The 25,526-nt window shown below is 67.5% G+C and carries 24 protein-coding genes; 12 read left to right on the forward strand and 12 right to left on the reverse strand.

Going from position 1 to position 25,526, the window contains the following annotated elements:
- Positions 1 to 178: 178 nt before the first annotated feature.
- Together AASM09_RS15080 and AASM09_RS15085 are read right to left on the reverse strand one after the other, a co-directional pair.
- Positions 179 to 1,099 carry a lytic transglycosylase domain-containing protein gene (locus AASM09_RS15080; RefSeq protein WP_049432541.1) on the reverse strand — a complete coding sequence of 307 codons (921 nt, stop codon included), beginning with the start codon at positions 1,097 to 1,099 and terminating at the stop codon, positions 179 to 181.
- Between the two features lie 46 nt (positions 1,100 to 1,145).
- Complete coding sequence (locus tag AASM09_RS15085; protein WP_100443627.1) at positions 1,146 to 2,114, reverse strand: helix-turn-helix transcriptional regulator; 969 nt, start codon at positions 2,112 to 2,114, stop codon at positions 1,146 to 1,148.
- Positions 2,115 to 2,194: 80 nt separating this feature from the next.
- Here AASM09_RS15085 and AASM09_RS15090 point away from each other — a divergent pair, with 80 nt between their 5' ends.
- Both AASM09_RS15090 and miaB read left to right on the forward strand, forming a co-directional pair.
- The gene (locus AASM09_RS15090) at positions 2,195 to 2,815 is read left to right on the forward strand and encodes a glutathione S-transferase family protein (RefSeq protein ID WP_012510589.1); all 621 of its coding nucleotides are present in this window, start codon (positions 2,195 to 2,197) and stop codon (positions 2,813 to 2,815) included.
- A 187-nt stretch (positions 2,816 to 3,002) separates the two neighbouring features.
- Positions 3,003 to 4,421 carry a tRNA (N6-isopentenyl adenosine(37)-C2)-methylthiotransferase MiaB gene (gene miaB / locus AASM09_RS15095; protein ID WP_049431322.1) on the forward strand — a complete coding sequence of 473 codons (1,419 nt, stop codon included), beginning with the start codon at positions 3,003 to 3,005 and terminating at the stop codon, positions 4,419 to 4,421.
- Between the two features lie 87 nt (positions 4,422 to 4,508).
- Here the strand turns inward: miaB and AASM09_RS15100 are convergent, their stop codons facing one another.
- Genes AASM09_RS15100 through AASM09_RS15110 form a run of 3 tightly spaced genes read right to left on the reverse strand, consistent with a single transcriptional unit; the run spans position 4,509 to position 7,518 of the window.
- The gene (locus AASM09_RS15100) at positions 4,509 to 5,621 is read right to left on the reverse strand and encodes an ABC transporter permease (RefSeq protein ID WP_049431320.1); all 1,113 of its coding nucleotides are present in this window, start codon (positions 5,619 to 5,621) and stop codon (positions 4,509 to 4,511) included.
- Positions 5,618 to 6,541 carry an ABC transporter ATP-binding protein gene (locus tag AASM09_RS15105; RefSeq protein ID WP_049431317.1) on the reverse strand — a complete coding sequence of 308 codons (924 nt, stop codon included), beginning with the start codon at positions 6,539 to 6,541 and terminating at the stop codon, positions 5,618 to 5,620. The genes AASM09_RS15100 and AASM09_RS15105 overlap by 4 nt, the downstream gene beginning before the upstream one ends.
- A 20-nt stretch (positions 6,542 to 6,561) precedes the next feature.
- Positions 6,562 to 7,518 (reverse strand): HlyD family secretion protein, encoded by a 957-nt coding sequence (locus AASM09_RS15110; protein ID WP_049431315.1) that lies wholly within the window; start codon positions 7,516 to 7,518, stop codon positions 6,562 to 6,564.
- A gap of 441 nt (positions 7,519 to 7,959) precedes the next feature.
- On the opposite strand from AASM09_RS15110, the gene AASM09_RS15115 reads away from it, so the two are divergent.
- From AASM09_RS15115 to AASM09_RS15150, 8 genes are all read left to right on the forward strand, one after another.
- The gene (locus AASM09_RS15115; protein ID WP_033834734.1) at positions 7,960 to 8,946 is read left to right on the forward strand and encodes a PhoH family protein; all 987 of its coding nucleotides are present in this window, start codon (positions 7,960 to 7,962) and stop codon (positions 8,944 to 8,946) included.
- Entirely contained in the window at positions 8,943 to 9,428 is a 486-nt protein-coding gene (gene ybeY / locus AASM09_RS15120; RefSeq protein WP_005408831.1) for an rRNA maturation RNase YbeY, read from the forward strand. The genes AASM09_RS15115 and ybeY overlap by 4 nt, the downstream gene beginning before the upstream one ends.
- Before the next feature lie 48 nt (positions 9,429 to 9,476).
- A complete protein-coding gene (locus AASM09_RS15125; protein WP_049431310.1) occupies positions 9,477 to 10,085 on the forward strand; it encodes a hypothetical protein in 609 nt (202 codons plus the stop codon).
- 75 nt (positions 10,086 to 10,160) lie between these two features.
- The gene (locus AASM09_RS15130; RefSeq protein ID WP_100443628.1) at positions 10,161 to 10,769 is read left to right on the forward strand and encodes a hypothetical protein; all 609 of its coding nucleotides are present in this window, start codon (positions 10,161 to 10,163) and stop codon (positions 10,767 to 10,769) included.
- Positions 10,769 to 11,356 (forward strand): hypothetical protein, encoded by a 588-nt coding sequence (locus tag AASM09_RS15135; protein WP_049431302.1) that lies wholly within the window; start codon positions 10,769 to 10,771, stop codon positions 11,354 to 11,356. Before AASM09_RS15130 ends, AASM09_RS15135 begins: the two co-directional genes overlap by 1 nt.
- A 64-nt stretch (positions 11,357 to 11,420) precedes the next feature.
- On the forward strand, positions 11,421 to 12,302 hold the full coding sequence (locus AASM09_RS15140) for an HlyC/CorC family transporter (protein WP_005408827.1): 882 nt from the start codon (positions 11,421 to 11,423) through the stop codon (positions 12,300 to 12,302).
- Positions 12,299 to 13,549 (forward strand): DUF4105 domain-containing protein, encoded by a 1,251-nt coding sequence (locus tag AASM09_RS15145; RefSeq protein ID WP_343368480.1) that lies wholly within the window; start codon positions 12,299 to 12,301, stop codon positions 13,547 to 13,549. The genes AASM09_RS15140 and AASM09_RS15145 overlap by 4 nt, the downstream gene beginning before the upstream one ends.
- A gap of 6 nt (positions 13,550 to 13,555) precedes the next feature.
- Positions 13,556 to 14,578, forward strand: coding sequence for a magnesium and cobalt transport protein CorA (locus AASM09_RS15150; protein WP_049431296.1), 1,023 nt, complete (start codon positions 13,556 to 13,558; stop codon positions 14,576 to 14,578).
- Between the two features lie 84 nt (positions 14,579 to 14,662).
- Here the strand turns inward: AASM09_RS15150 and AASM09_RS15155 are convergent, their stop codons facing one another.
- The 4 genes from AASM09_RS15155 to AASM09_RS15170 all read right to left on the reverse strand — a co-directional run bounded on the left by AASM09_RS15155 (position 14,663) and on the right by AASM09_RS15170 (position 18,998).
- Positions 14,663 to 16,027, reverse strand: a complete 1,365-nt coding sequence (locus AASM09_RS15155) for an NAD-dependent succinate-semialdehyde dehydrogenase (RefSeq protein ID WP_343368481.1) — start codon at positions 16,025 to 16,027, stop codon at positions 14,663 to 14,665.
- Positions 16,028 to 16,093: 66 nt separating this feature from the next.
- On the reverse strand, positions 16,094 to 16,936 hold the full coding sequence (locus tag AASM09_RS15160; RefSeq protein WP_049431292.1) for an ABC transporter permease subunit: 843 nt from the start codon (positions 16,934 to 16,936) through the stop codon (positions 16,094 to 16,096).
- On the reverse strand, positions 16,933 to 17,865 hold the full coding sequence (locus tag AASM09_RS15165) for an ABC transporter permease subunit (RefSeq protein ID WP_049431291.1): 933 nt from the start codon (positions 17,863 to 17,865) through the stop codon (positions 16,933 to 16,935). Before AASM09_RS15165 ends, AASM09_RS15160 begins: the two co-directional genes overlap by 4 nt.
- On the reverse strand, positions 17,862 to 18,998 hold the full coding sequence (locus AASM09_RS15170; protein WP_010486163.1) for an ABC transporter ATP-binding protein: 1,137 nt from the start codon (positions 18,996 to 18,998) through the stop codon (positions 17,862 to 17,864). Before AASM09_RS15170 ends, AASM09_RS15165 begins: the two co-directional genes overlap by 4 nt.
- Before the next feature lie 291 nt (positions 18,999 to 19,289).
- Here AASM09_RS15170 and AASM09_RS15175 point away from each other — a divergent pair, with 291 nt between their 5' ends.
- Positions 19,290 to 20,672 (forward strand): flavin-containing monooxygenase, encoded by a 1,383-nt coding sequence (locus tag AASM09_RS15175; protein WP_049431288.1) that lies wholly within the window; start codon positions 19,290 to 19,292, stop codon positions 20,670 to 20,672.
- Between the two features lie 39 nt (positions 20,673 to 20,711).
- On the opposite strand, the gene AASM09_RS15180 is transcribed toward AASM09_RS15175, so the two are convergent.
- From AASM09_RS15180 to AASM09_RS15190, 3 genes are all read right to left on the reverse strand, one after another.
- Complete coding sequence (locus AASM09_RS15180) at positions 20,712 to 21,821, reverse strand: polyamine ABC transporter substrate-binding protein (protein WP_049431287.1); 1,110 nt, start codon at positions 21,819 to 21,821, stop codon at positions 20,712 to 20,714.
- A gap of 92 nt (positions 21,822 to 21,913) precedes the next feature.
- Complete coding sequence (locus tag AASM09_RS15185; RefSeq protein WP_005408818.1) at positions 21,914 to 23,311, reverse strand: glutamine synthetase family protein; 1,398 nt, start codon at positions 23,309 to 23,311, stop codon at positions 21,914 to 21,916.
- Positions 23,308 to 24,069: a gamma-glutamyl-gamma-aminobutyrate hydrolase family protein gene (locus tag AASM09_RS15190; protein WP_049431284.1), complete on the reverse strand. Its 762-nt coding sequence runs from the start codon at positions 24,067 to 24,069 to the stop codon at positions 23,308 to 23,310. Before AASM09_RS15190 ends, AASM09_RS15185 begins: the two co-directional genes overlap by 4 nt.
- A 160-nt stretch (positions 24,070 to 24,229) precedes the next feature.
- On the opposite strand from AASM09_RS15190, the gene AASM09_RS15195 reads away from it, so the two are divergent.
- Positions 24,230 to 25,507: an NAD(P)/FAD-dependent oxidoreductase gene (locus AASM09_RS15195; protein ID WP_049431281.1), complete on the forward strand. Its 1,278-nt coding sequence runs from the start codon at positions 24,230 to 24,232 to the stop codon at positions 25,505 to 25,507.
- Positions 25,508 to 25,526: the final 19 nt, after the last annotated feature.

Genomic DNA, 25,526 nt, shown 5'->3' on the forward strand with positions numbered 1-25,526 from the left:
AGCTTTAAGGCTGCCAGCGGATCCGGTGGGGGCCAGAGCCGCATTGAATCTTGGGCGAGTGTAGCGGAACCGTCGCGCGCCACACAACGCACTGCAACAACATTGAATTACGGGGTTGCCGGCCAGCGGCCGGCACTACCGGCTGCTTGCCGCTTCGCTCGCCAGGCATGGCCTGGCGCTATTGCTTGCTCAATGCGGTGCGGTAACGTTCGGCCAGCTGCCCGACCCGGCGCACGTAGTACTGCGTCTCGCTGTAGGGCGGCACGCCGCCGTGGCGGTCGACCGCGCCCTCGCCTGCGTTGTAGCCGGCCGCGGCCAGGGTCAGGTCGCCATTGAAGCGCTTCAGCAACCACGCAAGATACTGCACGCCGCCGCGGATGTTCTGCCCAGCGTCGTAGGAATCACTGACCCCGAAGCGCGCGGCGGTCGGCGGCATCAGCTGCATCAGGCCCTGTGCGCCGGCACGGCTGAGCGCGGTCGGATTGTAGGCCGACTCGGCATGGATGATGGCGCGCACCACCGCCTCTTCCACGCCGAACTCGCGCGCAGCCGACGTGATCTCGGCCTGGAAGGCCGAGGTGTTCAGCCGCACCGTGCCGAAGTCCACGCGCGGGTTGACCCCGCAGGCGTAGCAGCGCTCGATGAAGCTGTAGCGGATGGTCCGCACCGGGCCAAGATTGGCCACTTGCCTCGGGCGCGCACTGGTGTAGTGCCGCACGCCGTCCTTCATGAAGGAATAGACCTGGCCACTGACCATGCGCCCGGCACGCGAGGGCGTCGGTGCGGCGACGGGGGCTGGCGCAGCCGGCGTCGGTGCGACCTGGGGGGGCGCAGCGGCGCTGGCCGCCACGGCAACCGGATTGCGTTCGATGCTGGCCACGGTGGTCGGCGCAGGCTTCGGTGCAGCCACCACCGCGCGCGGCGCCGGGCGGGTATCGCGGCTATAGCTGATGGTGCTGCAGCGCGCGCCGGCCACCCGCTTGCTCACATAACTGGTGACGCCGTCAGCGCCCTGGCACTTGTACAGGGTTCCAGCGCTGGCCGGCGCAGCGGTCAGCGCAGCGATGATAATCGCCGTTGTCCCCAGTATCCCCTTCATGGCGGCGAGTGTCCCAGCTTCGCCGCGGCTTGCCAAGCGATGTGGCTCAGCCTGTGACCGGCGGCACAGCCAGCAGCTGGCCGAGGCCCGCCAGGCGCTGTGCCAGTTCGTCGCGCAGACCTGGCGGGGTGGTCCAAAGCGCCACCGGTATGCGGTCCAGGCTGAGGATCTGCGCCAGCATCATGCCGCGGCTCTCGGCCCCCATCCGCAGCAGGCAGTGGTCGGAGCCATCCGCTTCCAGTACGCCACACCACGGCGGGATGCGGCCTTCCAGCTCGGAATGGCTGCCGGCCAGGCGGAGGATGGCCTGCAGCGCGAACGGCGCCTGGCTGACCGCCTGCCGCACCATCACGTCTGGAGGCGCCGGCGTGCGCCGATGCAGGCCTGGCTCGGTGCACTCGCGCACCGCGCCCATCCGGTCCACGCGCAGGGTGCGCCAGTCCTGGCGCCCCAGGTCCCAGGCCAGCAGGTACCAGCGCCGTCCATAGTTGACCAGGTGCTGCGCCTCGACCTCGCGCTGGGTAACCGCGTCCTGCGCGCTGCGGTACTCGAAGGCCAGCCGCGAGGCCTGCCGGCAGTGCTGGGCCAGCCGGCCGAGCAGGCGTGCATCTGTGGCGGGCAGATCGGACAGGGTGGCGGTGGCCGCATGCACTTCGCCTGCCTGCTGTCGACGGCGGGTCGGCACCAGCGGGTCGAGCTTGGACAGCAGGCCGCGCGCGGTGTCATCGATGCCGGCGACAGTGGCCGAGGCCGCACGCAGGGCAATGGCCAGCGTGGTGGCTTCCTCCTCGTCCAGCAGCATCGGCAGCACCGGCGCACCGGCCCCGAGCTGATAGCCGCCGCCGACCCCGGCCGAGGCCTGCACCGGGTAGCCGAGTTCGCGCAGGCGCTCAATGTCGCGGCGGATGCTGCGCCGGTCCACGCCCATGCGTTCGGCCAGTTCGGCCCCCGACCACTGGCGGCGGGCCTGCAACAGGGCGATCAGGCGCAGCAGGCGATGGGCGGTATGGCGCATGAAGGATCGAGGACAGAAGTCGTCCGCAATAGTGCCCCAGGATGAGCGCCAGTTCACCACCCACTGCAAGGAGCACTGCCATGACCTCACGCCAGATCACCCTGTACCACGCCGCCCGTTCGCGCTCGAGCGGCGCGGTGGCCCTGCTCGAAGCACTCGGTGCCGACTACCGCATGCAGGTGCTGGACCTGAAGGCCGGCGCCAACCTGGCCCCGGCCTACCTGGCGATCAACCCGATGGGCAAGGTGCCGGCCATCGTCCACAACGGTGCGCTGGTGACCGAACAGGTGGCGATCTACCTGTATCTGGCCGACCTGTACCCGGAAGCGGGGCTGGCGCCGCCGATCGGTGATGCCCTGCGCGGCCCCTACCTGCGCTGGATGGCGTTCTATGGCGCCTGTTTCGAGCCGGCGATGATCGACAAGGCGATGCATCGCGAGCCGCCTCCGCGCCTGATGTCGCCCTACAACGACGCCGAGACGGTGCTGCAGGTGATCGAGGCCCAGCTGGCGCAAGGCCCGTACCTGCTCGGCGAGACCATGAGCGCCGCCGACGTGCTGTGGGGCAATGCGCTGGCCTGGACCACCGCCTTCGGCCTGGTGCAGCCGGCGCCGGCAACGGCCGACTACATCGCCCGGATGAGCGCGATGACCGCCTTCGACCGGTCGCGGCAGATCGATGCGGAGCTGGCGGCGGCGTAAGCAGCGCCCCCTTGTAGAGCCGAGCCCACGCTCGGCTGCTCCTCCGCCTTGCCAAAGGCAGCCGAGCGTGGGCTCGGCTCTACAGTGATGGCCACGCCGGGCATGGGCTCGGCTGCTTGAACGCGGCGCACGCCCCGGGATGCGGGTAGAATTGCCCCCTTTCCGCCACCCGAATGGATTAAGCGCCATGACCGGGACGCCAGACGTCTTTCCGCCCGCCACGCCGGGCGGTACCCCGCTCGTTGCCCTGCCCGCCGGTCCGCGCAAGCCCGACCAGGTGAAAGGCAAGCTGTACATCAAGACCCACGGTTGCCAGATGAACGAGTACGACTCGGCCAAGATGGCCGACGTGCTTGCCGCCAGCGATGGCCTGGAACTGACCGACAGCCCGGACGACGCCGACGTCATCCTGGTCAACACCTGCTCCATCCGCGAAAAAGCGCAGGAGAAGGTGTTCAGCCAGCTGGGCGTGTGGAAGGGCCTGAAGAACAAGGGCCGCGAGGTCATCATCGGCGTGGGCGGCTGCGTCGCCTCGCAGGAAGGCGAAGCGATCATCAAGCGCGCGCCGTTCGTCGACCTGGTGTTCGGCCCGCAGACCCTGCATCGCCTGCCGGAACTGATCCGCGCCCGTCGCGAGCAGAAGCGCCCGCAGGTGGACATCAGCTTCCCCGAGATCGAGAAGTTCGACCGACTGCCGGAGCCGCGCGCTGAAGGTGCTTCGGCGTTCGTGTCGATCATGGAAGGCTGCTCGAAGTACTGCTCGTTCTGCGTGGTGCCCTACACCCGCGGCACCGAAGTCAGCCGCCCGTTCGAGGACGTGGTGGTGGAAGTGGCCCAGCTGGCCGCGCAGGGCGTGCGCGAGATCAACCTGCTCGGCCAGAACGTCAATGCCTATCGCGGCCCCTATGGTGATGGCGAGTTCGCCGACCTCGGCCTGCTGATCCGTACCATCGCCGAGATCGACGGCGTCGGCCGCATCCGCTTCACCACCTCGCACCCGCTGGAGTTCAGCGATTCGCTGATCGATGCGTTCCGCGACGTGCCGCAGCTGGCCAACTTCCTGCACCTGCCGGTACAGGCCGGCAGCGACCGCGTGCTGTCGGCGATGAAGCGTGGCTACACCGCGCTGGAATTCAAGTCGAAGATCCGCAAGCTGCGCGCGGTGCGTCCGGACATCTCGATCAGCTCGGACTTCATCGTCGGCTTCCCCGGCGAGACCGATGCCGATTTCGAGAAGACCATGAAGCTGATCGAGGACATCGGCTTCGACCACAGCTTCTCCTTCATCTATTCGCGCCGCCCGGGCACCCCGGCGGCCGACCTGGAGGACACGATCAGCGATGCCGAAAAGCACGCGCGCCTGTCGCGGCTGCAGGAACGCATCAATGCACACGCCGCGAGCATCTCCGAGAAGATGGTCGGCACCGTGCAGACCGTGCTGGTGGAAGGCCCCTCGCGCAAGAACCCGAACGAGCTGACCGGCAAGACCGAGAACATGCGCTCGGTCAACTTCCCGGCGCCGCCGCGGCTGATCGGCCAGTTCGTGGATGTGGTGATCACCGAAGCACTGACCAATTCGCTGCGCGCGCGGGTGGTGGCGGAGTAAATCCAGGGGTCGGATCCTCGAATGGGGCTCCGACGCGCCGGCCCGATCAATGGGGTCGGATCCCCTGCAGGGATCCGACCCCTGGCCTCAATCCAGGCGCTTGCGGAAACGCAGGATCGCCAGCGTCATCATCACCACGATGAAGGCCAGCAGTGCCAGTGCGTCGTGCCACAGCTCCCACAGCGAGGCGCCGCGCAGCATGATGCCGCGCACCAGCCGCAGGAAGTGGGTCAGCGGCAGCACTTCGGCCAGCCACTGGACCGGCCGTGGCATGCCGGCGAACGGGAACATGAAGCCGGACAGCAGGATCGACGGCAGGAACAGGAACAACGTCATCTGCATCGCCTGGAACTGCGAGCGCGCGCGCGTGGAGATCAGCAGGCCCAGCGCGAGGTTGGCCAGCACCAGCAGCACCGCGGCCAGGTAGATGTCCAGCAGGCTGCCGCGGATCGGCACCTGGAACAGCCAGGTGCCCAGCACCAGCACCAGCGTGGTCTGCAGCAGGCCAATGGCCGCATAGGGCAGCACCTTGCCCACCATCAGTTCGCTGCGCGATACCGGCGTGGCGATCAGCAGCTCCATGTTGCCGCGCTCGCGTTCGCGCACCACCGCCACCGCCGTGAACATCACCAGGGTCATGGTCAGGATCACCCCGATCAACCCCGGCACGATGTTCACCGCCGAGCGCCGCTGCGGGTTGTAGAAACTGGTCACGCTGACCTGGCCGCTGGCGATGCTGCCTTCGCGCAGCGGCCGCGTGTTGCTGGTCGGGCGCGTATCCAGCGGCACCTGCGCCAGCTGGATCGCCGCACTCTGCACCACGGTGTCGCTGCCATCGACCAGCACCTGTACCGCTTCGCGACCGTCGAAACGGCGACGCTCGAAATCTGCCGGCACCACGATGCCGACACTGATCTCGCCGCGGCGCAGCGCCTGCATCAGCTGGTCCGGCGTGTAGGCCTCGCTGCGCGGGGTGATCACACCGGTGGCGACCATGTCCTGCACCAGCGCGCGCGAGGCCGCGCTGTTGGCCTGGTCTGCCACACCCGCATCAAGGTGGCGCAGGTTGAGATTGATCGCATAGCCGAACAGCAGCAGCTGCATCACCGGAATGCCGACGATCATCGCCAGCGTGATGCGGTCACGGCGCAGCTGGCGCAGCTCCTTGAGCATGATCGCCCACAGCCGGCGCAGGTTCATGCCGCCGGCTCCCGGCCACGGCCGCGGGTGGCGGCGACGAACACGTCTTCCAGGTTCGGCGCCACCGCCTCGATATGCGCCTGTGGATCGGCACCGGCCAAGGCGCGCTGCAACGTCGCCATGTCGGCCGCGTCTTCACTGCACAGTACGCGCAGCTGCGTGCCGATCTGCGCCACGCTCAGCACGCCAGGCAGTTCGGCCAGCGCGCGGCTGGCCTGGCGCGGCTGCGAGGATGTCACCTGCAGCGTGCGCCCTTGCAGCCGTGCACACAGTTCGGCCGGCGTGCCGTCGGCCACCAGCGCGCCGCGATCAAGGATCGCCAGGCGGTGGCAGCGCTCGGCCTCGTCCATGTAGTGGGTCGAGACCAGCACGGTGGTGCCCGCATCGGCCAGTTCGAACAGGGCCTCCCAGAAATCGCGGCGCGATTCCGGGTCGACCGCACTGGTCGGTTCGTCCAGGAACAGCAGCTCCGGGGCGTGCACGACGGCACCGGCCAACGCCAGGCGTTGCTTCTGGCCACCGCTGAGCGTGCCGGCCAGCTGCGCCTGCCGGTCCTGCAACCGGTACTGCTGCAGCAGCTCATCGACCCGCTGCCGTGCCTGGCCGCGCGGCAGGTCCTGGATGGCGGCGAGGAACTCCAGGTTCTCGCGCACAGACAGGTCTTCGTACAGCGAAAAGCGCTGGGTCATGTAGCCGATGCGGCGGCGCAGCGCTTCAGCCTGTTCTGGCACAGCGAGGCCCAGCACCTCGATCTGCCCCGCGCTCGGCTCCAGCAGGCCGCACAGCATGCGGATGGTGGTCGACTTGCCCGAGCCGTTCGGGCCGAGGAAGCCGTAGACCTGGCCACGAGGCACGGTCAGGTCGACATTGTCCACGGCCAGCAGATCGCCGAAGCGCCGAGTCAGGCCCTGCGCATGCACGGCAATGTCGTCGCCAGTGTTCAGAAGCTCACCTGCACCGGCATCCCCGCCGGGAGTTTCTGCATGTCGGCGGTCGTATCCACTTCGATCTCGGCCAGATAGCTCAGCCGCGCAACGTCGTCGCCGGTCAATGCGTAGTAAGGGGTGAACGACGGCTCGCTGCGGATCGAGCGCACATGCCCCTTCAGCGCAGCGCCTTGCCCTTCCAGATGCACCTGCGCGGCCTGCCCGACCTTGACCTGCAAGCGCAAGGGCTGCGGCAGATAGACGCGCGCATAGGGACGCTCGCCGACCAGCATCACCGCCAGCGGTGCGCCGATCGGCGCCTGGTCACCCTGCCGGTAGGGCAAGGCATCGACCATGCCATCGCGCGGTGCGCGCAGCTGCAGCTTCTGCAGGTTGACGCCCTGCACCACCTGCTGCGCCTGCGCAGCGTCCGCTGCGGCCTGTCCCTGCGCGATGTCCTGCGCTCGGCTGCCATGCACCAGCTCCAGCCAGGCCTGCTCGGCGGCACGCACGCTGGCCTCGGCATTGCCTGCGGCCGCGCGTGCGCGGTCCAGCTCGGCGGCGGCGATCAGGCTCTGGCGTGCCAGCGGTTGCACCCGGCGGTAGTACGCACTGGCTTCGGCAGACTGCGCACGCAAGGCGGCCAGCTGCGCCTGGGCCTGGGCGATCTGCTCCTGCCTCGGGCCGATCTTCAATTCATCCAGCTGTGCCTGCGCGCGCACGGTGTCGGCCTGCGCTGCGGCAAACTGCGCATCGCCACGAGCTGGGTCGAGCTGCATCAGCAGCGTGCCGGCCTTGACCTGCTGTCCCTCGCGCACATCCACCGTAGCAATCACCTCGGCCGCCGGTGCCGGCACCGTGATCCGGTCCCACTCCAGCGTCCCCAATGCAACCGGAGGCGTCTGGCCACAGCCTGCCAGCAGGGCGAGGCCTGCCAGTCCGATCCCACGTGTCCAGCTACCGGTATCCATGCCACCCCCTCCTGCGACGGCGCCACGGTGCCACGCGCCCCGTGCACCCACAATGATTGCAATCAGCCATGGTGTTTTTTTCACCGCCGACTGCCGAGCCTTTTACCGCAAGGCTCCGCGCCACCTATCCACAACTTGGTTCAGCATCATTCCACAGCCGGTGTGGAAAACCGGCGGGAGGTGGCCGTGTTGGGTGCCTGGCAGCGGAACATGCGCTGCCGTCACACAGGCCGAGCGGCCGTGACGGTTTTTTCACCACCACCTCATGGACCTTGTGGCACAAGCACTGCGAAGGCCTATCCACAGGTTTTCGCGCACCCCGTCCACACCGGGTGTGGAAAACCGCGTATCGGCCCGCTGCTGGCCGCGCGCCCCGTGCGCACGCTACCCTTGTCCCCCCTGAATACACTGCGGTGGAAGGCGTCCGCCCCACCGGAAGCAATGAAAAGCATCGAGCATCGAGACTTCACCCTGTCGCCGGAAGACAACGAACGGCTGGCCAACCTGTGTGGCCCGTTCGACGGTCATCTGCGGCAGATCGAACTGAAACTCGGCGTGGAAATCGCCAACCGTGGCTTCGTGTTCCGCATCAGCGGACCGAACGAGGCCATCGTCGAGGCACAGAAGCTGGTTGAAGCGCTGTACGCCGAAGCCGGCGAAACCACCTTCGACAACCACGCCATCCACCTGCGCCTGGCGCAGGCCAACGTCGAGCAGATCGCCGAACGCTCCTACGAAGCGCAGGAGGTAGCGATCAAGGTCAAGCGTGGTACGGTGCGCGGTCGCGGTGCCAACCAGGCCCGCTACCTGCACCAGATCGCTACCCACGACATCAACTTCGGCATCGGGCCGGCCGGTACCGGCAAGACCTTCCTGGCCGTGGCCAGCGCGGTCGAAGCACTGAACGAATCGCGGGTGCAGCGGCTGATCCTGGTCCGCCCCGCAGTGGAAGCCGGCGAGAAGCTGGGCTTCCTGCCCGGCGACCTGAGCCAGAAGGTCGATCCCTACCTGCGACCGCTGTACGACGCCCTTTACGAGATGATGGGCGTGGAGAAGGTGGTCAAGCTGCTGGAAAGGAACGTCATCGAGATCGCACCGCTGGCCTATATGCGCGGCCGCACGCTCAACGATGCGTTCGTGATCCTGGACGAAGCACAGAACACCACCATCGAGCAGATGAAGATGTTCCTGACCCGCCTGGGCTACGGCTCCACTGCGGTGGTCACCGGTGACCTGACCCAGACCGACCTGCCCAAGCACGTGAAGTCGGGCCTGCGCGATGCCATCGATGTGCTGCGCGACGTGGAGGGTGTCAGCTTCACCTTCTTCGAATCCCGCGACGTGGTCCGCCACCCGCTGGTGGCGCGCATCGTCAGCGCCTACGACCGCCGCGACCTGCATCAGATCCAACCTGGAGCAACTCCATGACCCGTGGTCCCGTGCGACTGGACGTCGCCGTCAGTTATGCCCTGCCGCGTGCCGGCCTGCCGGCGGCAGTGAGCTTCCGCAAGTGGGTGGCCGCCGCGTTGAAGGGCCGCATCCGCGAGGCCGATCTGGCCATCCGCGTGGTCGATGCCAAGGAAGGACAGTCATTGAACCGCCACTACCGCGGCAAGGACTACGCCACCAACGTGCTCAGCTTCCCGGCCGAAGTACCCGAAGGCCTGCCCAAGGGCGTCAAGTTCCCGCTGCTCGGTGACCTGGTGATCTGTGCACCGGTCGTGGCACGCGAGGCCGACGAGCAGGGCAAGGCGCTCAACGCCCACTACGCGCACCTGACCGTGCACGGCGTGCTGCACCTGCTTGGCTGGGACCACGAGGACGACAAGGAAGCCGAGGCGATGGAGCAGCTGGAACGGGAGATCCTGGCCGAGCTGGGCATCGACGACCCCTACGCGGGCGAGCGCTGACACCGGGCCCTGTTCCGAGCCCACGCACTCAAGGAAGAGGAACGCAGCATGACCCTACCCGCACTTGTGCTTGCCGCGCTACTGCAGTCCGGCGCAGGCCTGATGCGCGATCCTGACCGTCCCTCACCGTTCCCCACCAGCGACAGCGAGGCCGACATCGCCGCAAAGATCGCCGAACTACGGGCGTTCTTCGGCAGCAGCGAGCGCGACACCCGCAACATCGTCGCCACTGCCCAGCAACGGGCACTGATCGAGCGCCTGGAAGCGCGGCACGCGGCACGTCTGGCCGGCATCTGGGTGGACAATGCGAGGGGCTGGAACATTGTCGTGCGACTGACAGGCGCCGCACCCGAGGCCGATGAGACACATCCAGGGGCAGATGGCCCGCAACGTGTGCGCTACATCACCGGCGCCGCGATGACGGAAGCGGAGATGACGCGCCGGCTGCACGCACAGCAGGACTGGCTGCGGGCCCAGCTGCCTGACCTGTTCGGCTATGGCCTGGATGTCAAGACCGGGGAGCTGGAGGTGGAGCTGCGGGATACCCCAGCCAACCGCGCGACGGCGGCGGCCGTACGTGACCACCTGCAGGCGCGACTGGGCTACCCGGTCAGGCTGCGCTGGTACCCAGCGGCCACGCGCTGGAATCCGCCCTGACTGTGCCACGGCTGGAGTGCCAGCCCATGCGCTGGGCTACTGTTCAACACCGGCCAGGACGGGGAAGGAAAAAGGATGAACCCAGGGAACAGCTTCACGACGTTTGCGATGAGCGCGGGCCTGTTCGCCGGCCTGCTGATGCTGGGCGCGCACACCGTGCGCCGCCTCAGCGCTCATGAACCCGCCGGCAGGCACTGGCTGCTGCGCAGCCTCGCCCTGCTCTCGCCTTTGTGCCTGCTGGCTGGGCTGGCGACCGGCATGATCGGCCCCCACCTCACGGGTAGAGCGGAACCCGCCCACGTGCCCGGGCTGTGGGAAACGTCGATGGTGCTGATACTGGTCGGTGCCCTGACCCTGCCGGTGCTGTGGCGAACGCTGCTGCAGCAGCGGCTTGGCAGGCCGGTCAACGCACTCCCGTTCTTCCATGCCAGCCGCACCTCGTTGCTGGTGCTGTTCGTGCTGGCCGTGATCTACATGAAAGTGGCCAGGACAGCCGCATCGGAACTGATGCCCTGGCTGACCAGCCCGGGCCTGTGGCCGGCAGTGGCGCGCATCGCGGGGCAATCGATGCAGATCGCCATGCTTGCGGTCGTGCTGACCCTCTCACTGATGGTCGCGCGGCGGGCGATGACCGGATTCCTGCGCCTTCTCACCGGGCTGTTCAGACACTCACCGGAGCTATGATGGCGGCCCTTCGCCTGCGGAAACCGCCCGTGTCACTGCGCTGCTGCCTGCCTTTGCTGTGTGCCCTTGCGGTCCCATCCGCCTTCGCTTCCAGCCTGGACCTGCCGGCGCTGATCGAATGCCGCCAGGGTGTGGCCGACCAGGCTGCGCTGGCGCCGTTGCTGGCCGACCCGCTGAAGGCCGTGGCCCAGGGCCTGCAGCCGCTGCCGCAGGGCAACCAGTTCATGAGCGAGTACCGCCTGGCCCAGCCGATCAGCGTGTTCGGGGTGAGCACCGAGCGGGTGGCGGTGGCCGGGGCCAGCGTCATGGCGGTCCTCGATCAGGCCGACCCACGCCCGCTGGCCAAGCGCCTGGCGTTGGAAACCGGCTACGACCAGGACGGCAAGTTCATGGCCGGCCGCGAGGTGGTCAGCCGCGACGTGACCGACCCGAAGACCGGCGAGGCCCAGATCGAGTCGATCATCCTCAGCGTCTCCACCGTGGCCTCCCACCCCGGCAAGACCCTGGCCGGCTGCACCTACAGCCTGGACCTGCCCGAGGAGGAGCCGGCCCCGGCCGCCCCTGCCCCGGCCACCGGCAGTCACTGACAGGCCGCCACATCCTGCTAGACTTGGGCCAACGCCCGGCCTGCCGGGTGCCTTTTTTCCAGAGATGTCAGAAGACGACAGTAGTAGCTCCCCTGCGGAGCACAGTGAAAAGAAGCGCGGCTGGCTTGAACGCCTGACCTCCGCCTTCTCCGGCGAACCCCATACCCGCGACGAGCTGGTCGCTGTCCTGCACACCGCGCAGGAAGAGGGTCTGATCGCCGCCGATACCCTGAAGATGATGGAAGGCGCCATTTCGGTGGCCGAGCTGACCGTGGGCGACGTGATGATCTCGCGCTCGCAGATGGTCTCGCTGCCGGTCGAGGCGCCCTTCCTGGAGCTGATGAAGCAGGTGGTCGAATCCGGCCATTCGCGCTTCCCGGTGCACGGCGAGAACAAGGACGACATCCTTGGCATCCTGCTGGCCAAGGACCTGCTGCGCGGCGTGGTGGCCGACAACGGCCCGGCCAACGTGCGCGAGCTGCTGCGCCCGGCGGTACTGATCCCGGAGGCAAAGAAGCTCAACGTGCTGCTGAAGGAGTTCCGCCTGTCGCGCAACCACATGGCCATCGTTGTGGACGAGTACGGCGGTGTCGCCGGCCTGGTCACCATCGAGGACGTGCTGGAACAGATCGTCGGCGAGATCGATGACGAGCATGACGAGGCCGAGGATCCTTCCGCGCAGATCGCGATCCAGTCCGACGGCCAGTACGTGGTCGACGCGCTGACCCCGATCGGCGACTTCAACGAACGCTTCGGTGCCACCTTCTCCGACGAGGACTACGACACCATCGGTGGCCTGGTCACCGAGGCCGTGGGCCACCTGCCGGAAGTCGGGGACGAACTGGCGCTGGACCGCTTCATGTTCCGCGTAGCCCGCGCCGATGCGCGCCGGGTGCAGGCCTTCCATGTGACCGTGCTGCCGCCGGACGCGCAGGACGACGCTTGAAGCGCCGCGGCCTGCGCCTGACGCTGTGGCTGGCACTGTGCGTGCTGGCCATGGCCCTGCCGCTGGCCGCCTTCGCGCAGCCGGCGGCGGCCACGCCTGCTGCGCCCGGCACCGGCGCCGAGTCCCCTGCGCCTCGCATCGGCGTGGTCACCATGCAACCGGGCACAGTGTTCTTCGAGCGATTCGGCCACGACGCCATCGTCGTGGTCGATCCGCTCAGCGGCGAAGCGACCTCGTACAACTTCGGGTACTTCGATCCGTCCGAGGACGATTTCATCAGCCGCTTCGCGCGCGGCGACATGATGTATTACCTGGTGGCGCTGCCGCTGCAGCAGGACCTGTCGTACTACGACGAGACCGGCCGTGGCGCCAGCGTGCAGTGGCTGGACCTGCGCCCGGACCAGGCGCGCGCACTGGCCGCCGACCTGGCCGAACGGGCCAAGCCGGAAAACGCGCGTTACCACTACGATTACTACACCGCCAACTGCGCCACGATGGTGCGCGACACCGTGGACAAGGCACTGGGTGGCGGCCTGCAGTCACAGCTGGCCGGTCGCTCGCGCGGCAACACCTACCGCAGCGAATCGGTGCGCCTGGCCTCGCCGGCGCCGTGGATGTGGCTGGGCTTCGACGTCGGCCTGGGGCCGTTCGCCGACCAGCCACTGTCGCGCTGGCAGGAAGCATTCGTGCCGATGCGCCTGGCCGATGCCCTGCGCCAGGCGCGCAACAGCGATGGCCGGCCGCTGGTGCAGTCCGAACAGGAACTGCTGCCGCACCGCATCGCCCCGGAGCCGAAGGAGTTCGCGCGCCGTTGGTGGCCGTGGCTCCTGTGCGGCCTGGTGATCGCCGCCGGCGTGCTGGCGCTGCGTCGCCGTCCGCGCCTGCTGGCCGGACTGGCGCTGCCGTTCTGGCTGCTGTGTGCCCTGTTCGGTGGCGTGCTGGTGTTCCTGTGGGGCTTCAGCATCCACTACGCCGCGTGGGCCAACCGCAACCTGCTGCTGCTTTCGCCGCTGGCCGTGCTGCTGCTGCCGGGTGCGATCGCCCTGCTGAGCCGGCGCGTGCCGGGGCGCATGTTCAGGCTGGTGCTGTGGCTGCTGGCAGTGCAGGCCGTGGCCGCTCTGGTGCTGCACTGGCTGAGCCTGCAGGCGCAGTACAACGTGCAGTGGATCGTGCTGCTGCTGCCGGTGCACGTCGCCCTGGCGTGGGTGCTGGCGCGTCGTCCTCACTTGTCCGAAACACGGCCCTGACGCACGATGGCGGGCATGTCATTGCCCGCCTCCGCTTCCGCCCCGGCTTCGGCCAACCCTACCTGCGTCATCAACTGCGTCCACTACGATGACGAGGGCAAGCGCCACGACATCAGCCTGGACGCCATCAGCGATGTCATTGCCAGCGGCAACGGCTTCGTCTGGGTCGGCCTGTACGACCCCAACGAAGACGTGCTGCTGAAACTGCAGGAAGAATTCTGCCTGCACGACCTGGCCATCGAGGATGCGCGCAATGCGCACCAGCGGCCCAAGGTCGAGACCTACGGCAATTCGCTGTTCGTGGTGGTGACCACCGCGCAGATGGTCGACGAGCGCATCCAGTATGGCGAAACCCACGCCTTCCTCGGCCCGCGCTTCCTGGTGACGGTGCGCCACGGTGCCTCGCTGTCCTACGCCCCGGTACGCGCGCGGGTGGAACGCGAGCCGCAGCTGCTGAAGATGGGCCCGTCGTACTGCCTGTACGCGGTGACCGACTTCGTGGTCGACAACTACCTGCCCATCGTGCACCGCTTCCGCGACACTCTGGACCTGCTGGAAAAGGACATCTTCGCCGACACCTACAAGCGCAGCACCGTGGTGCGGCTGTATGAGCTCAAGCGCGAACTGAACAAGATGCGCATGGCGGTGGCACCGCTGCAGGATGTGCTGGCCCAGATCCGGCGCTACCAGGGTGACCTGATTCCCGACGAAGTGAAGCTGTACGTGCGCGACGTGCATGACCATGCGGTGCGCATCAGCGACGTGATCGACACCCTGCGCGAGATGCTGGGCACTGCGCTGAGCGTGAACCTGTCGCTGGTGACACTGGCACAGGGCGAGACGGTGAAGCGGCTGGGTGCCTGGGCCGCGCTGCTGGCCGCGCCGACACTGATCACCAGCTGGTACGGCATGAACTTCAGCCACATGCCGGAGCTGAGTGAGCCGTGGTCGTACCCGTTGATGATCGTTGGCGTGGGCGGTGTGTGCGTGGGCCTGTACCGGTTGTTCAAGCGCGCGAAGTGGTTGTGACCCGCATTCTTTAGAGTCGAGCCATGCTCGACTGCTGTGCGCAATGCAGCCGAGCATGGGCTCGGCTCTACACAGGCGACCGCATCAAGCGACGTAGACCGTCTTGATGTTCATGAACTCATGGATGCCGTGGTCGGCCAGTTCGCGACCGAAACCGGACTGCTTGCTGCCGCCGAACGGCAACCGCGCGTCGCTCTTGACGATGGCGTTGACGAATGCGGCGCCGCATTCCATGCGCTGAGCGAAACGTTCAACGCGCACCGGGTCGCGCGTCCACACGCTGCCGCCCAGGCCGAAACGGGTGTCGTTGGCCACGCGCAGTGCCTCGGCCTCATCCTTCACCCGGATCACCGCGGCAACCGGACCGAACAGTTCTTCATCGTAGGCCGGCATGCCCGGCCCCACTTGGTCGAGCACGGTGGCCGGATAGCCGGCATGCGTACCGGCAATCGGCTCGCCACCGACCAGCACACGTGCGCCCTTGGCGACGCTGGCCTGCACCTGCTTGTGCAGTTCGTCACGTAGGTCGGCGCGCGCCATTGGCGCCAGCGTGGTGCCCCGCTCATCGGGATCGCCGTACTGGCGCTCACCCGCCGCTTCCACAAAGCGACGGGTGAATTCATCGGCCACCGCATCGACCACGATGAAGCGCTTGGCCGCAATGCAGGTCTGCCCGCTGTTATCGAAGCGTGACTTCACTGCCGCCGCCACGGTTTTGTCGAGGTCGGCATCGTCGAGCACCACGAAGGCGTCACTGCCACCCAGCTCCATCACCGACTTCTTCAACTGGCTGCCGGCGTTGGAGGCGATCGAGCGCCCTGCCCGTTCGCTGCCGGTCAGCGTCACCGCCTTCACCCGTGCGTCGCGCAGCACGTCGGCGGCCTGGTCGTTGTCGATGTGCAGCACATCGAAAACGCCGTCCGGCAGGCCACCATCACGACACACCGCCAGGATCAGGTCGGCGCACTGCGGTACGTTGCTGGCGTGCTTGAGCAGGGCCACGTTGCCGGCCATGAACGCCGGGGCCAGGAAACGAAACACCTGCCAGATCGGAAAATTCCACGGCATCACCGCGAACACGCAGCCGATCGGCTCGTAGCGCACATAGCTGCGCTGGGCTTCGGTGTCGATCAGCTGCGGCTTGAGGTAGTCGGCAGCATGGTCGGCGTAGTACTCGCAGGCGGCGGCGCACTTGTCGACCTCGGCCAGCGCCTCGGCCTTGAGCTTGCCCATCTCGTGGGTCATCGCCTGCTGCAGGTCGTCGCGACGCGCGCGCAGCTGCGCCGGGATCCGGCGCAGGATGGCGCCGCGGTCCTGCAACGAGCGCTCGGCCCAGCCCGGAAATGCATCGGCAGCGGCCTGCAGGCGCTGCTCGATGTCGGCAGCGCCCATCAGTTCATGGCGGTAGGTCACCTGTCCGGTGGCCGGGTCGACGATCTCGACGGTCATGGGGGATCTCCTTCTGGAAGACCCCCATTGTGCGCCGCCGGCCGTGAGCCGGATGTGGCTGCGGCGTCAGCCGTTGTCCTGCCGCGCCAGCTGCAGGTCGCGCTGGCGCCGCTTCTCCGCACGCGCATTGATGTACCAGCCGATCACCGCGGCGACCGACACCGCCGACACCAGCAGCGTGGCCAACGCATTGATCTTCGGGCTGATGCCCATGCGCACCGACGCGAACACCTTCATCGGCAGCGTGGTCGAGCCCGGCGTGGCGACGAAGCTCGCCACCACCACGTCATCCAGCGACAGGGTGAAGGCCAGCAGCCAGCCCGCCACCAGCGCCGGCGCGATGATCGGCAGGGTGATGCGGCCGAACACGGTCAGCCGGCTCGCGCCCAGGTCCATCGCCGCTTCTTCCAGCGACAGGTCCATTTCCTGCAGGCGCGAGGACACCACCACCGTGACGAAGCACAGCGTGAAGGTGACGTGGGCGATCCAGATGGTGGTCAGGCCGCGTGCCGGGAAGCCGGGAATCGCGCCCATCGAGGCCAGCAGCGCCATCAGCGAGAAGCCCAGGATCACGTCCGGCATCACCAGCGGTGCGGTGACCAGCGCGCCGAACAGCGGCTTGCCGCGGAAGCGCTTGAAGCGGGTCATCACCATCGCCGCCAGCGTGCCCAGCACGGTGGCGGTGCAGGCGGTCCAGAACGCCACCACCAGGCTGGTCCACATCGCATCCATCAACGCGCGGTCGGCGAACAGGTCGCTGTAGGCACGGGTGGAGAAGCCGGCCCAGACCATCGCCAGCCGCGAGCTGTTGAACGAATAGAACATCAACAGCAGGATCGGAAGGTACAGGAAGGCGAAGCCGAGCAGCAGCACGCCCAGCCCCAGGCCCTTGGCAGTGCGCGGGCTCATGCCTGCTTCCCTTCCAGCAGGCGCTGCTGGGAACGGTTGAACAACAGGATCGGCACCAGCAGCAACAGGATCATCGCCACCGCCATCGCCGAGGCGCCCGGCCAGTTGCGGTTGTTGAAGAACTCGTTCCACAGTTGGCGGCCCACCATCAGCGTCTCCGAGCCACCCAGCATTTCCGGGATCACGAATTCACCGATCGCCGGAATCATCACCAGCATGCAACCGGCGATGATGCCCGCCTTCGACAACGGCAGGGTGATGCGCAGGAAGGCCTGCCACGGCTTGGCGCCAAGGTCGTAGGCCGCTTCCAGCAGGCGGTGGTCATGCTTGACCAGGTTGGCGTACAGCGGCAGCACCATGAACGGCAGGTAGCAATAGACGATGCCGATGTAGGCGGCGGTCGGCGTATCGATCAGCTGCAGCTTGGGCAGGCCCAGGCTGGTCATCAGCGACTGCAGGCCAGTGAACTGCAGGAACTGGTCGAGCAGGCCGTTGCGGTCCAGGATCGCCTTCCACGCATACACGCGGATCAGGAACGAGGTCCACGACGGCAGCACCACCAGCATCATCGCCACGTTGCGTGCTGCCGGTGAAAGGCGGGCGATGGCATAGGCCATCGGGTAGCCGATCAGCAGGGTCAGGAAGGTGGAGATCGCCGCGATCTTGATCGAGCTGAGGAACGCCTGCGCATAGATCGAATCACGGAACAGCGCCAGGTAGTTTTCAAGGTTCAGCTTCAGCGAGAAGCCGCCGTCCACGTACTGCAGCAGCCAGGTATACGGCGGCGAGCCGACCCGGCTGAGCGAGAAGCTGATCATCAGCACGATCAGGAACGGCACTGCAAAGAACAGCAGCAGCCACAGGTACGGAATGCCGATCACCGTGGCACGCAGCCCCGGCAGCCAGCGCTTCAGGCCGGCCGTGCTCATGAGGTCAGCACCACGCCGTCATTGTCGCGCCAGTGCACCCACACGCTGTCGCCCCAGGTCAGGCCATCGCTGGCCCAGCGCTGCGAGTTGGCGAAGTTGGCCAGCACCTTGGCACCGCTGGGCAGGCGCACGTGGTAGACCGAGTGGCTGCCGAAATAGGCGATGTCCTCGATCACCCCCTGGGCCTTGTTGGTGTGCCCTTCCGGCTCGTCCTTGCCGATCATCACCTTCTCCGGGCGCAGCGCGAACGCGACCGGCTGCCCTTCATAGCCCGTGATGCCATGGGCGATGTAGATCGGCGCCGGGAACAGCGGCGAGCGCACGGTGACGTACTCGGGCAGGTCCTCGTCGATCACCCCGTCGAACAGGTTGACCGAACCGATGAACTCGGCGACGAAGCGGTTGGCCGGCTGCTCGTAGACCTCGTCGGGCTTGCCGACCTGCTGGATCCAGCCGGCATCCATCACCGCGATGCGGGTGGCCATGGTCATCGCTTCTTCCTGGTCGTGGGTGACCATCACGCAGGTCACGCCCGACGATTCGATGATGCTGACCAGTTCCAGCTGCATCTGCGAGCGCAGCTTCTTGTCCAGTGCGCCCATCGGCTCGTCCAGCAACAGCAGCTTCGGCCCCTTGGCCAGCGACCGCGCCAGCGCCACGCGCTGCTGCTGGCCACCGGACAGCTGGTGCGGCTTGCGCTTGCCCAGGTGGCCCATCTGCACCAGGTCGAGCATCTCGCCGACGCGCTTGCTGATCGCATCCTTGCCCAGGCCGTCCTGCTTCAGGCCGAAGGCGATGTTCTGCTCGACCGTCATGTGCGGGAACAGGGCATAGGACTGGAACATCATGTTGACCGGCCGCTGGTACGGCGGCAGCGCGTCCAGGCGCTGGCCATCGAGGGTGATGCTGCCCTTGGTGGGCGTCTCGAAGCCGCCGAGGCAGCGCAGCAGGGTCGATTTGCCGCTGCCGGAGCCACCGAGCAGGGCAAAGATCTCGCCCTTGCGCACGTCCAGATTGACGTCGTCGACGGCGACGAAACCGTCGAATTCCTTGCGCAAATCACGAATGGAGAGATAGCCGGGCGCACCGGTCGTGTCGACGACGGCGGCTACCGGCTGGGCTTCAACGGGCATGGGGGCTCCGGGAGCGGGCGGTGGACAGCGGCGGCCATTCTAACGGCCGGGGGCCGAAGGGGATATGACGGCAGCAGGTGGAACCGGCCGGTGGGCGGCCTCGGGGCCCCGAGGGGTGTCGGTTTTCCCCCGCCATGGTGGCCTGTGCGCCGGAAGGCCCGGGCTCTCCTCGACGCCCGGGTGGCCGTCCCGGCCAGACACCACGGCCGGCAGCCCGATCTGCAACATTTTTCAGAACGGGATCCATTGAAAGCCCGGGACATTCCCCGCGCAATGCCCCGGATCTAGGCCTTGCATGGACCGACCCTGGTGATTTCCCCGGACAGCCCTTCCCCTTTCCCGCCCCGCCTGCCGGGTTGCCTGCCTGCACGGTTGCCGCTGGCCATCATCGGCGCCGGCCAGGCCGGGTTGTCCCTCAGCGCACTCCTGCAGGAGGCCGGCGTCGAGCATCGCGTGCTGGAGGCCGAAACCGTGGGCGCCAGCTGGCAGCGGCGCTGGGATTCGTTCCAGACCAACACCGCCAACGCGACCATGGCCCTGCACGGTCATGCCTATTCGGGCGATGACCCGGAAGGCTTCATGGGCGCCCCGGAGGTGATCCGCCGGCTCCGCGACTATGCCGACGAGCGCGTGTTGCCGATCAGCGAAGGGTGCGCGGTACATCGGGTCGCGCCCGAGTGCGGCGGCTATGCCATCGACAGCAGCCAGGGGCTGATCCATGCCCGCGCGGTGGTGGTCGCGACCGGTGAGTACCGCCGTGCGCGGATGCCCCGGGTCCCCTTCGCGCCCGGGCCCGGCCTTGCCGTGCTGCACTCGGGCGACTACCGCAGCGCCCGCCAGCTGCCCGATGGCGCCGTGCTGGTCATCGGCGGTGGGCAGTCCGGCGCGCAGATCGCCCAGGACCTGCGCGACAGCGGTCGCAGCGTGTACTGGTCACTGGCCCAGCGTCATTCGCATACCCGCAGGCTGCGCGGCAAGGACTCGATGACCTGGTGGGACATGGCCGGGCGCATCCACCAGCATGTGAGTGAAGCGGCGGGCGTGCTGGCCGGCGAACCGGATGCGCTGCGCAAGGCGCGTACCGCGGAGTTCCCGCTCATTTCCGGCAAGGGAAGCGGCGGCCTGGGCAGCTCGATCAGCCTGCTGGCGATGCACCGCGCGGGCATCAGGCTGCTGGGCCGGTTGCAGGGCTTCGATGGAAACATCGCCCGCTTCGCCGATGTCCGCCCGCAGCTGCGCACCGCGATCGAGGCGACGCGGGCCGAATACGCCTATCTCGATTCGCTGGCCAGCACGTACTACGCCACGCGTCCCGAGCCACGCACCGACGATGCCCGCTACATTCCGGAGGAGGTCTATCTGCACTGGGAACCGGACGCATCCCCGCGCGAACTGGACCTGCAGGCCGCAGGCATCCGCTCGGTGGTGCTGGCCACCGGCTTCGTCGCCGAATGGCCCTGGCTCGACGTACCGGGCGCGCTGGATGCACATGGCTACCCGCTGGGCGAGTTCGGTGTTTCACCGCAACCGGGGCTGTTCTTCATCGGCATGCACAACCTGCAGCGGATGAGTTCGTCGTTCCTGTGCAACGGCGGTCGCGATGCATGCGACCTGCTGCCTGCCATCCTGCAGCACCTTGGCCGGAGCGACAGGGTCGACTCCGACGCAGGGTAAGGCAGCCGCCGGGCATGGCCCGGCGGCTACCCGCGCCGCTTACCGGCCGGTCTTCACCTCGGTCCACAGCCGGGTGTAGAGCTTGTCGGTCTCCGGCGTGTTGATCGAGTACGTGAACATCTTCTCGGCCACATCGGCCGGCGGGTAGATGGTCGGGTCGGTACGGATCGCCTCGTCCACCAGCGGGGTCGCGGTCGGCACCGGGTTGGCGTAATGGATGAAGTTGGTGTTGGCCGCGGCAACCTTCGGCTGCAGCAGGTAGTTGATGAACGCGTACGCGGCTTCCGGATGCTTGGCGTCCTTCGGGATCGCCAGCATGTCGAACCACTGCGGGGCGCCTTCCTTCGGGATCGAATAGGCCACATGCACGCCATTGCTGGCTTCCTCGGCGCGGTCGCGGGCCTGGATGATGTCACCCGACCAGCCGACCACCAGACAGGTGCCACCGTTGGCCAGCGAACCCACGTACTGCGAGGAGTGGAAGTTCTGCACGTACGGGCGGATCGACTTCAGCAGGTCGGCCGCCTTCTGCAGCTCGGCCGGGTCGCCGCTGTGCGGGTCCAGGCCCAGGTAGTGCAGCGCGATCGGGATCATGTCCGCCGGCGTGTCCAGGATGGTCACGCCGCAGTCCTTCATCTTGCTGATGTTCTCCGGCTTGAACACCAGGTCCCAGCTGTTGGCGATGTCTGTACTGCCACCGAAACGCTGCTTCAGCATCTCCACGTTGTAGCCGATGCCGGTGGTACCGATCATGTACGGCACGCCGTACTGGTTGCCCGGGTCCTGGGTGGCGATGCGCTTCATCACCGCCGGATCGAGGTTGGCCAGGTTCGGGATCCTGCTCTTGTCCAGCGGCAGGAACACGCCGGCCTGGATCTGGCGCCCGAAGAAGTTCAGGGTCGGCACCACCACGTCGTAGCCGCTGTTGCCGGCCAGCAGCTTGGTCTCGACCATCTCGTCGCTGTCGAACACATCGTAGGTCACCTTGATGCCGCTCTCCTTCTCGAAGATCGGGATGGTGTCCTCGGCGATGTAATCGCTGTAGTTGTAGACGTTCAGGACCTGGCTGTCCTGCGCGCCGCCGTTGCCACCGCCACAGGCGGCAAGCATGGCGGAGGCCAGGCCGAGCGTGAGGATACGCAGCTTCATCGGGTGCTCCAGAATGCGGGAAGGGGGGGCCGGCGGGGCCGGCGACGGGTGCCAGCCTACCCCCCGGCGGCGGATTTTTCTATTCCAGATGCTCAGACGTTCAGCAGCAGGAACTCGCGCTCCCACGAGCTGATGACACGGAAAAAGGTCTCGTATTCCTTGCGCTTCACCGAGATGTAGGCCCGGCAGAAGCGCTCGCCCAGCAGGGCCTGCAGCTCGCTGCACTGCTCCAGCCCATCCAGCGCTTCGCCCAGCGAGCGCGGCAGGTTGTAGCCCAGTTCCTTGGCACTGCCGGTCACCGGCGCGTCCGGTGCCAGCCGCTCGCGGATGCCAAGCAGGCCGCAGGCCAGGGTCGCGGCCATCGCCAGGTAGGGGTTGGCGTCGGAGCCGGCGAAACGGCTCTCCACGCGCATGTTTTCCGGCGTGTCCAGCGGCACGCGCAGGCCGCAGGTGCGGTTGTCGAAGCCCCAGTGCACGTTGCTCGGCGAGACTTCGCCGAACACCAGCCGGCGGTAGGAATTGACGTTCGGCGCGAAGAACGCCATCGCCTGCGGCGCGTACTTCTGCAGGCCGCCCAGATAGTGGCCGAACACCGGGCTGAACTCGCCTTCAGCATCGGTATCACCGGCGAACACATTGCTGCCGTCGCTCACCCGCACCAGGCTCTGGTGGATGTGCATGGCACTGCCCGGCTCGTTCTCCATCGGCTTGGCCAGGAACGTGGCATACACGCCGTGGCGCATCGCCGCCTCGCGCATGGTGCGCTTGAACAGGAACACCTGGTCGGCCAGGTCCATCGCATCGGCGTGGGTGAAATTGACCTCCAGCTGCGCCGCGCCGGACTCATGGATCAACGTGTCCACGTCCAGCTTCATCGCATCGGCGTAGTCGTACATCAGGTCGAGGATCGGGTCGAATTCGTTGACCGCGTCAATCGAGTACGACTGCCGCGCCGTCTCCGGGCGCCCGGAGCGGCCGGCCGGTGGCAGCAGCGGGAAGTCCGGGTCGGTGTTCTTCTGCACCAGGAAGAACTCCAGCTCCGGCGCCACCACCGGGCGTAGGCCCAACTCGGCGTAGGCTGCCAGCACGCGGCGCAGCACATTGCGCGGTGCCAGTTCGTGCGGCTCACCGTTCTTGGTGTAGCAATCGTGGATGACCTGCGCGGTGGCATCGGCCGCCCACGGCACCATGCGCACCGTGTCAGGATCGGGGCGCAGCATCATGTCCGAGTCCGACGGCGAGGTCAGCTCGTAGTAGTCATCAGGGAACTCGCCGGTGACGGTGGTGGCGAAGATGCCTTCGGGCAGCCGCGTACCGTAGTCGTGCGAGAACTTGTCGGCGGGAATGATCTTGCCGCGCGCGTTGCCGGTGATGTCCGGCACCAGGCATTCGACCTCGGTGATGCGCCGCTCCTTCAACCAGCGCAGCAGGCTGCTTTCCTGCGGTGCGGGGGGCGTAGCCGTCTTGCGCGGGCGCGTTCGGGAACTCATCGGGAATCCAGTCGGTTCTGTTGGTGCTGCCGGCAAGCTTGGCCGAACGCACGGAAAATAACGTGATAGAACGGCGAATCCATGACACGCCACTCCGGGTGCCACTGTACGCCGAGCACGAAACGATGGCGTGTGCTGCGCGCCGCCTCGACCAGTCCATCATCGGCCACGGCCTCGACCTGCAGCCCGTGCGCCAGTCGATCGATACCCTGCCCGTGAACGGAATTGACCTGTGCGCGGTCGCCACCCTGCCACTGCGCCAGCCAACCATCAACCGCCAGGGCGACCGCATGGACCGGCCCATACTGCACCTCAACCGGCGCCTGCGGGTCTTCACGATGATCCGACAGACCCGGTACCGCGTGCACCTGCGGATGCAGCGTGCCACCCAGCGCAACGTTCAACTCCTGGAAGCCGCGGCAGATCGCCAGCACCGGCAGGTCCAACGCCAGCGCCTCGTGCAGCAGTGCGAAGGCGCTGGCATCGCGGGCCGGATCATGCGGGTTCCCCGGCCAACTGCGGCCGCCTTCGTAGTGTTGTGGTTCGATGTTGCTGACCGCACCGGTCAGCAGCAGGCCATCGAGGCCGTGCAGCCAGTCGGCGGGCGGCAGCGGTGGCTGCAGGCTGGGCAGTATCACCGGGGTAACGTCGGCCGCCTCAACCAACGCACGCACGTACTTCTCGCCGGCCACCGCGAAACGATGATGGCCGAGCACGGTGCTGTCGGTGGGCAGCCCCACCCAGGGCAGGCGACGCATGGAAAACTCCTTGGCGTGCCGACACGTTACCCGCCTGTCCGCAATGGGGGCAAGTCATCGCCGTCACGCCACGGCCGTCGCGCATCGGTGAAACTACGCGGGTGAACGCTGATCGACCTGCCCCGCTCCGTCCTGCCGCCCTGCGCCCGCGAGGCCAGCAGTGAGCGCCGCCTTCCCGCCCAGCTGGTACGCAGCCAGCCTGCCCGAGCCGCCCGCACTGCCTCCGTTGCAGGGTGACGTACATGCCGATGTCGCGGTGCTAGGCGCCGGCTATACCGGCCTCACTGCTGCGCTGGAACTGGCCGCGCGCGGCCAGCGCGTGGTGCTGCTGGAGGCGCAGCGGATCGGCTGGGGCGCCTCCGGCCGCAATGGCGGCCAGGCACTGGTCGGCTACGGCTGCGAGGTGGACGAGCTGGAGCGGCAGCTGGGTCGCGACGATGCACGCCACCTGTTCGACTGGTCGCGCGACGCGGTGCAGGCGATGCGCACCCGCATCGATCGCCACCGCATCGACTGCCATTGGGTTGAAGGCCACGCCAGCGTCGCCATCCGTGAACGCCACGAGCGCGACCTGCAGGCCAACTGCGAGCACCTGCAACGGCATTACGACTACCCCATGCAGTGGTGGAGCCGTGACGCCCTGCGCGCGCAGCTGGACAGCCCGCGCTATCGAGCCGCGATGTTCGACCCGCTCAGCGCGCACCTGCACCCGCTGGCGTACGCGCGCGGCCTGGCCGCTGCAGCGCGTGCGGCGGGGGTGGTCATCCACGAGGATTCGCCCGTGGTGCGCATCCAGCGCGGAGCGCAGCCGACCCTGCACACTGCACAGGGCCGCGTGCGCGCCGCACACCTGGTGGTGGCCGGCAACGCCTGGCTGCAGGGCCTGCTGCCCGAGCTGGAGCGGCGGATCATGCCGGTGGGCACCTACATCGGTGCCAGTGAGCCACTGGGTGCCGAACGTGCACGCGCCCTGATCGGCAACAACATGGCCGTGGCCGACACCGCCTGGGCACTGGATTACTTCCGCCTCAGCCACGACCACCGCCTGCTCTTCGGCGGCCGCGCCAGCTACTCGGCACTGCCCCCGCCCGGCCTGCGCGGGGTGATGCAGCGACGCATGCACGATGTCTTCCCGCAGCTGGCCGACGTGGTACTGGACCGGGTCTGGGGTGGCTACGTGGACATCACCCGCAACCGCGCACCCCACTGGGGCCGGCTGGACGGCAATCTGTATTTCGCGCAGGGGTTTTCGGGGCATGGCGTCGCCGCCGCCGGGTTGGCCGGCGAGGTGATCGCCGCCGCCATCGCCGGCCAGAGCGAGCGCCTGGACGTATTCCAGCGCCTGCGCCATGCGCCCTTCCCCGGCGGCCGGCTGCTGCGCACGCCGCTGCTGGTGGCGGCGATGTCGTGGTACAAGCTGCGGGATGCGTTGTGGTAGCGGGACCCTTCCCAGCCAC

Source organism: Stenotrophomonas maltophilia (genome assembly GCF_039555535.1).
Lineage (GTDB): Bacteria > Pseudomonadota > Gammaproteobacteria > Xanthomonadales > Xanthomonadaceae > Stenotrophomonas > Stenotrophomonas maltophilia_Q.

Excerpts from the sequence above, each read along its gene's own strand:
- AASM09_RS15125 (WP_049431310.1), top strand. The coding sequence starts at position 9,477 with ATGACCCTACCCGCACTTGTGCTTGCCGCGCTACTGCAGTCCGGCGCA.
- AASM09_RS15155 (WP_343368481.1), bottom strand. The coding sequence starts at position 16,027 with ATGACCGTCGAGATCGTCGACCCGGCCACCGGACAGGTGACCTACCGC.
- AASM09_RS15165 (WP_049431291.1), bottom strand. The coding sequence starts at position 17,865 with ATGAGCACGGCCGGCCTGAAGCGCTGGCTGCCGGGGCTGCGTGCCACG.
- AASM09_RS15135 (WP_049431302.1), top strand. The coding sequence starts at position 10,769 with ATGGCGGCCCTTCGCCTGCGGAAACCGCCCGTGTCACTGCGCTGCTGC.
- AASM09_RS15190 (WP_049431284.1), bottom strand. The coding sequence starts at position 24,069 with ATGCGTCGCCTGCCCTGGGTGGGGCTGCCCACCGACAGCACCGTGCTC.
- AASM09_RS15170 (WP_010486163.1), bottom strand. The coding sequence starts at position 18,998 with ATGCCCGTTGAAGCCCAGCCGGTAGCCGCCGTCGTCGACACGACCGGT.
- AASM09_RS15160 (WP_049431292.1), bottom strand. The coding sequence starts at position 16,936 with ATGAGCCCGCGCACTGCCAAGGGCCTGGGGCTGGGCGTGCTGCTGCTC.
- AASM09_RS15130 (WP_100443628.1), top strand. The coding sequence starts at position 10,161 with ATGAACCCAGGGAACAGCTTCACGACGTTTGCGATGAGCGCGGGCCTG.
- AASM09_RS15180 (WP_049431287.1), bottom strand. The coding sequence starts at position 21,821 with ATGAAGCTGCGTATCCTCACGCTCGGCCTGGCCTCCGCCATGCTTGCC.
- AASM09_RS15115 (WP_033834734.1), top strand. The coding sequence starts at position 7,960 with ATGAAAAGCATCGAGCATCGAGACTTCACCCTGTCGCCGGAAGACAAC.
- AASM09_RS15085 (WP_100443627.1), bottom strand. The coding sequence starts at position 2,114 with ATGCGCCATACCGCCCATCGCCTGCTGCGCCTGATCGCCCTGTTGCAG.
- miaB (WP_049431322.1), top strand. The coding sequence starts at position 3,003 with ATGACCGGGACGCCAGACGTCTTTCCGCCCGCCACGCCGGGCGGTACC.
- AASM09_RS15080 (WP_049432541.1), bottom strand. The coding sequence starts at position 1,099 with ATGAAGGGGATACTGGGGACAACGGCGATTATCATCGCTGCGCTGACC.
- AASM09_RS15100 (WP_049431320.1), bottom strand. The coding sequence starts at position 5,621 with ATGAACCTGCGCCGGCTGTGGGCGATCATGCTCAAGGAGCTGCGCCAG.
- AASM09_RS15185 (WP_005408818.1), bottom strand. The coding sequence starts at position 23,311 with ATGAGTTCCCGAACGCGCCCGCGCAAGACGGCTACGCCCCCCGCACCG.
- AASM09_RS15150 (WP_049431296.1), top strand. The coding sequence starts at position 13,556 with ATGGCGGGCATGTCATTGCCCGCCTCCGCTTCCGCCCCGGCTTCGGCC.
- ybeY (WP_005408831.1), top strand. The coding sequence starts at position 8,943 with ATGACCCGTGGTCCCGTGCGACTGGACGTCGCCGTCAGTTATGCCCTG.
- AASM09_RS15140 (WP_005408827.1), top strand. The coding sequence starts at position 11,421 with ATGTCAGAAGACGACAGTAGTAGCTCCCCTGCGGAGCACAGTGAAAAG.
- AASM09_RS15110 (WP_049431315.1), bottom strand. The coding sequence starts at position 7,518 with ATGGATACCGGTAGCTGGACACGTGGGATCGGACTGGCAGGCCTCGCC.
- AASM09_RS15090 (WP_012510589.1), top strand. The coding sequence starts at position 2,195 with ATGACCTCACGCCAGATCACCCTGTACCACGCCGCCCGTTCGCGCTCG.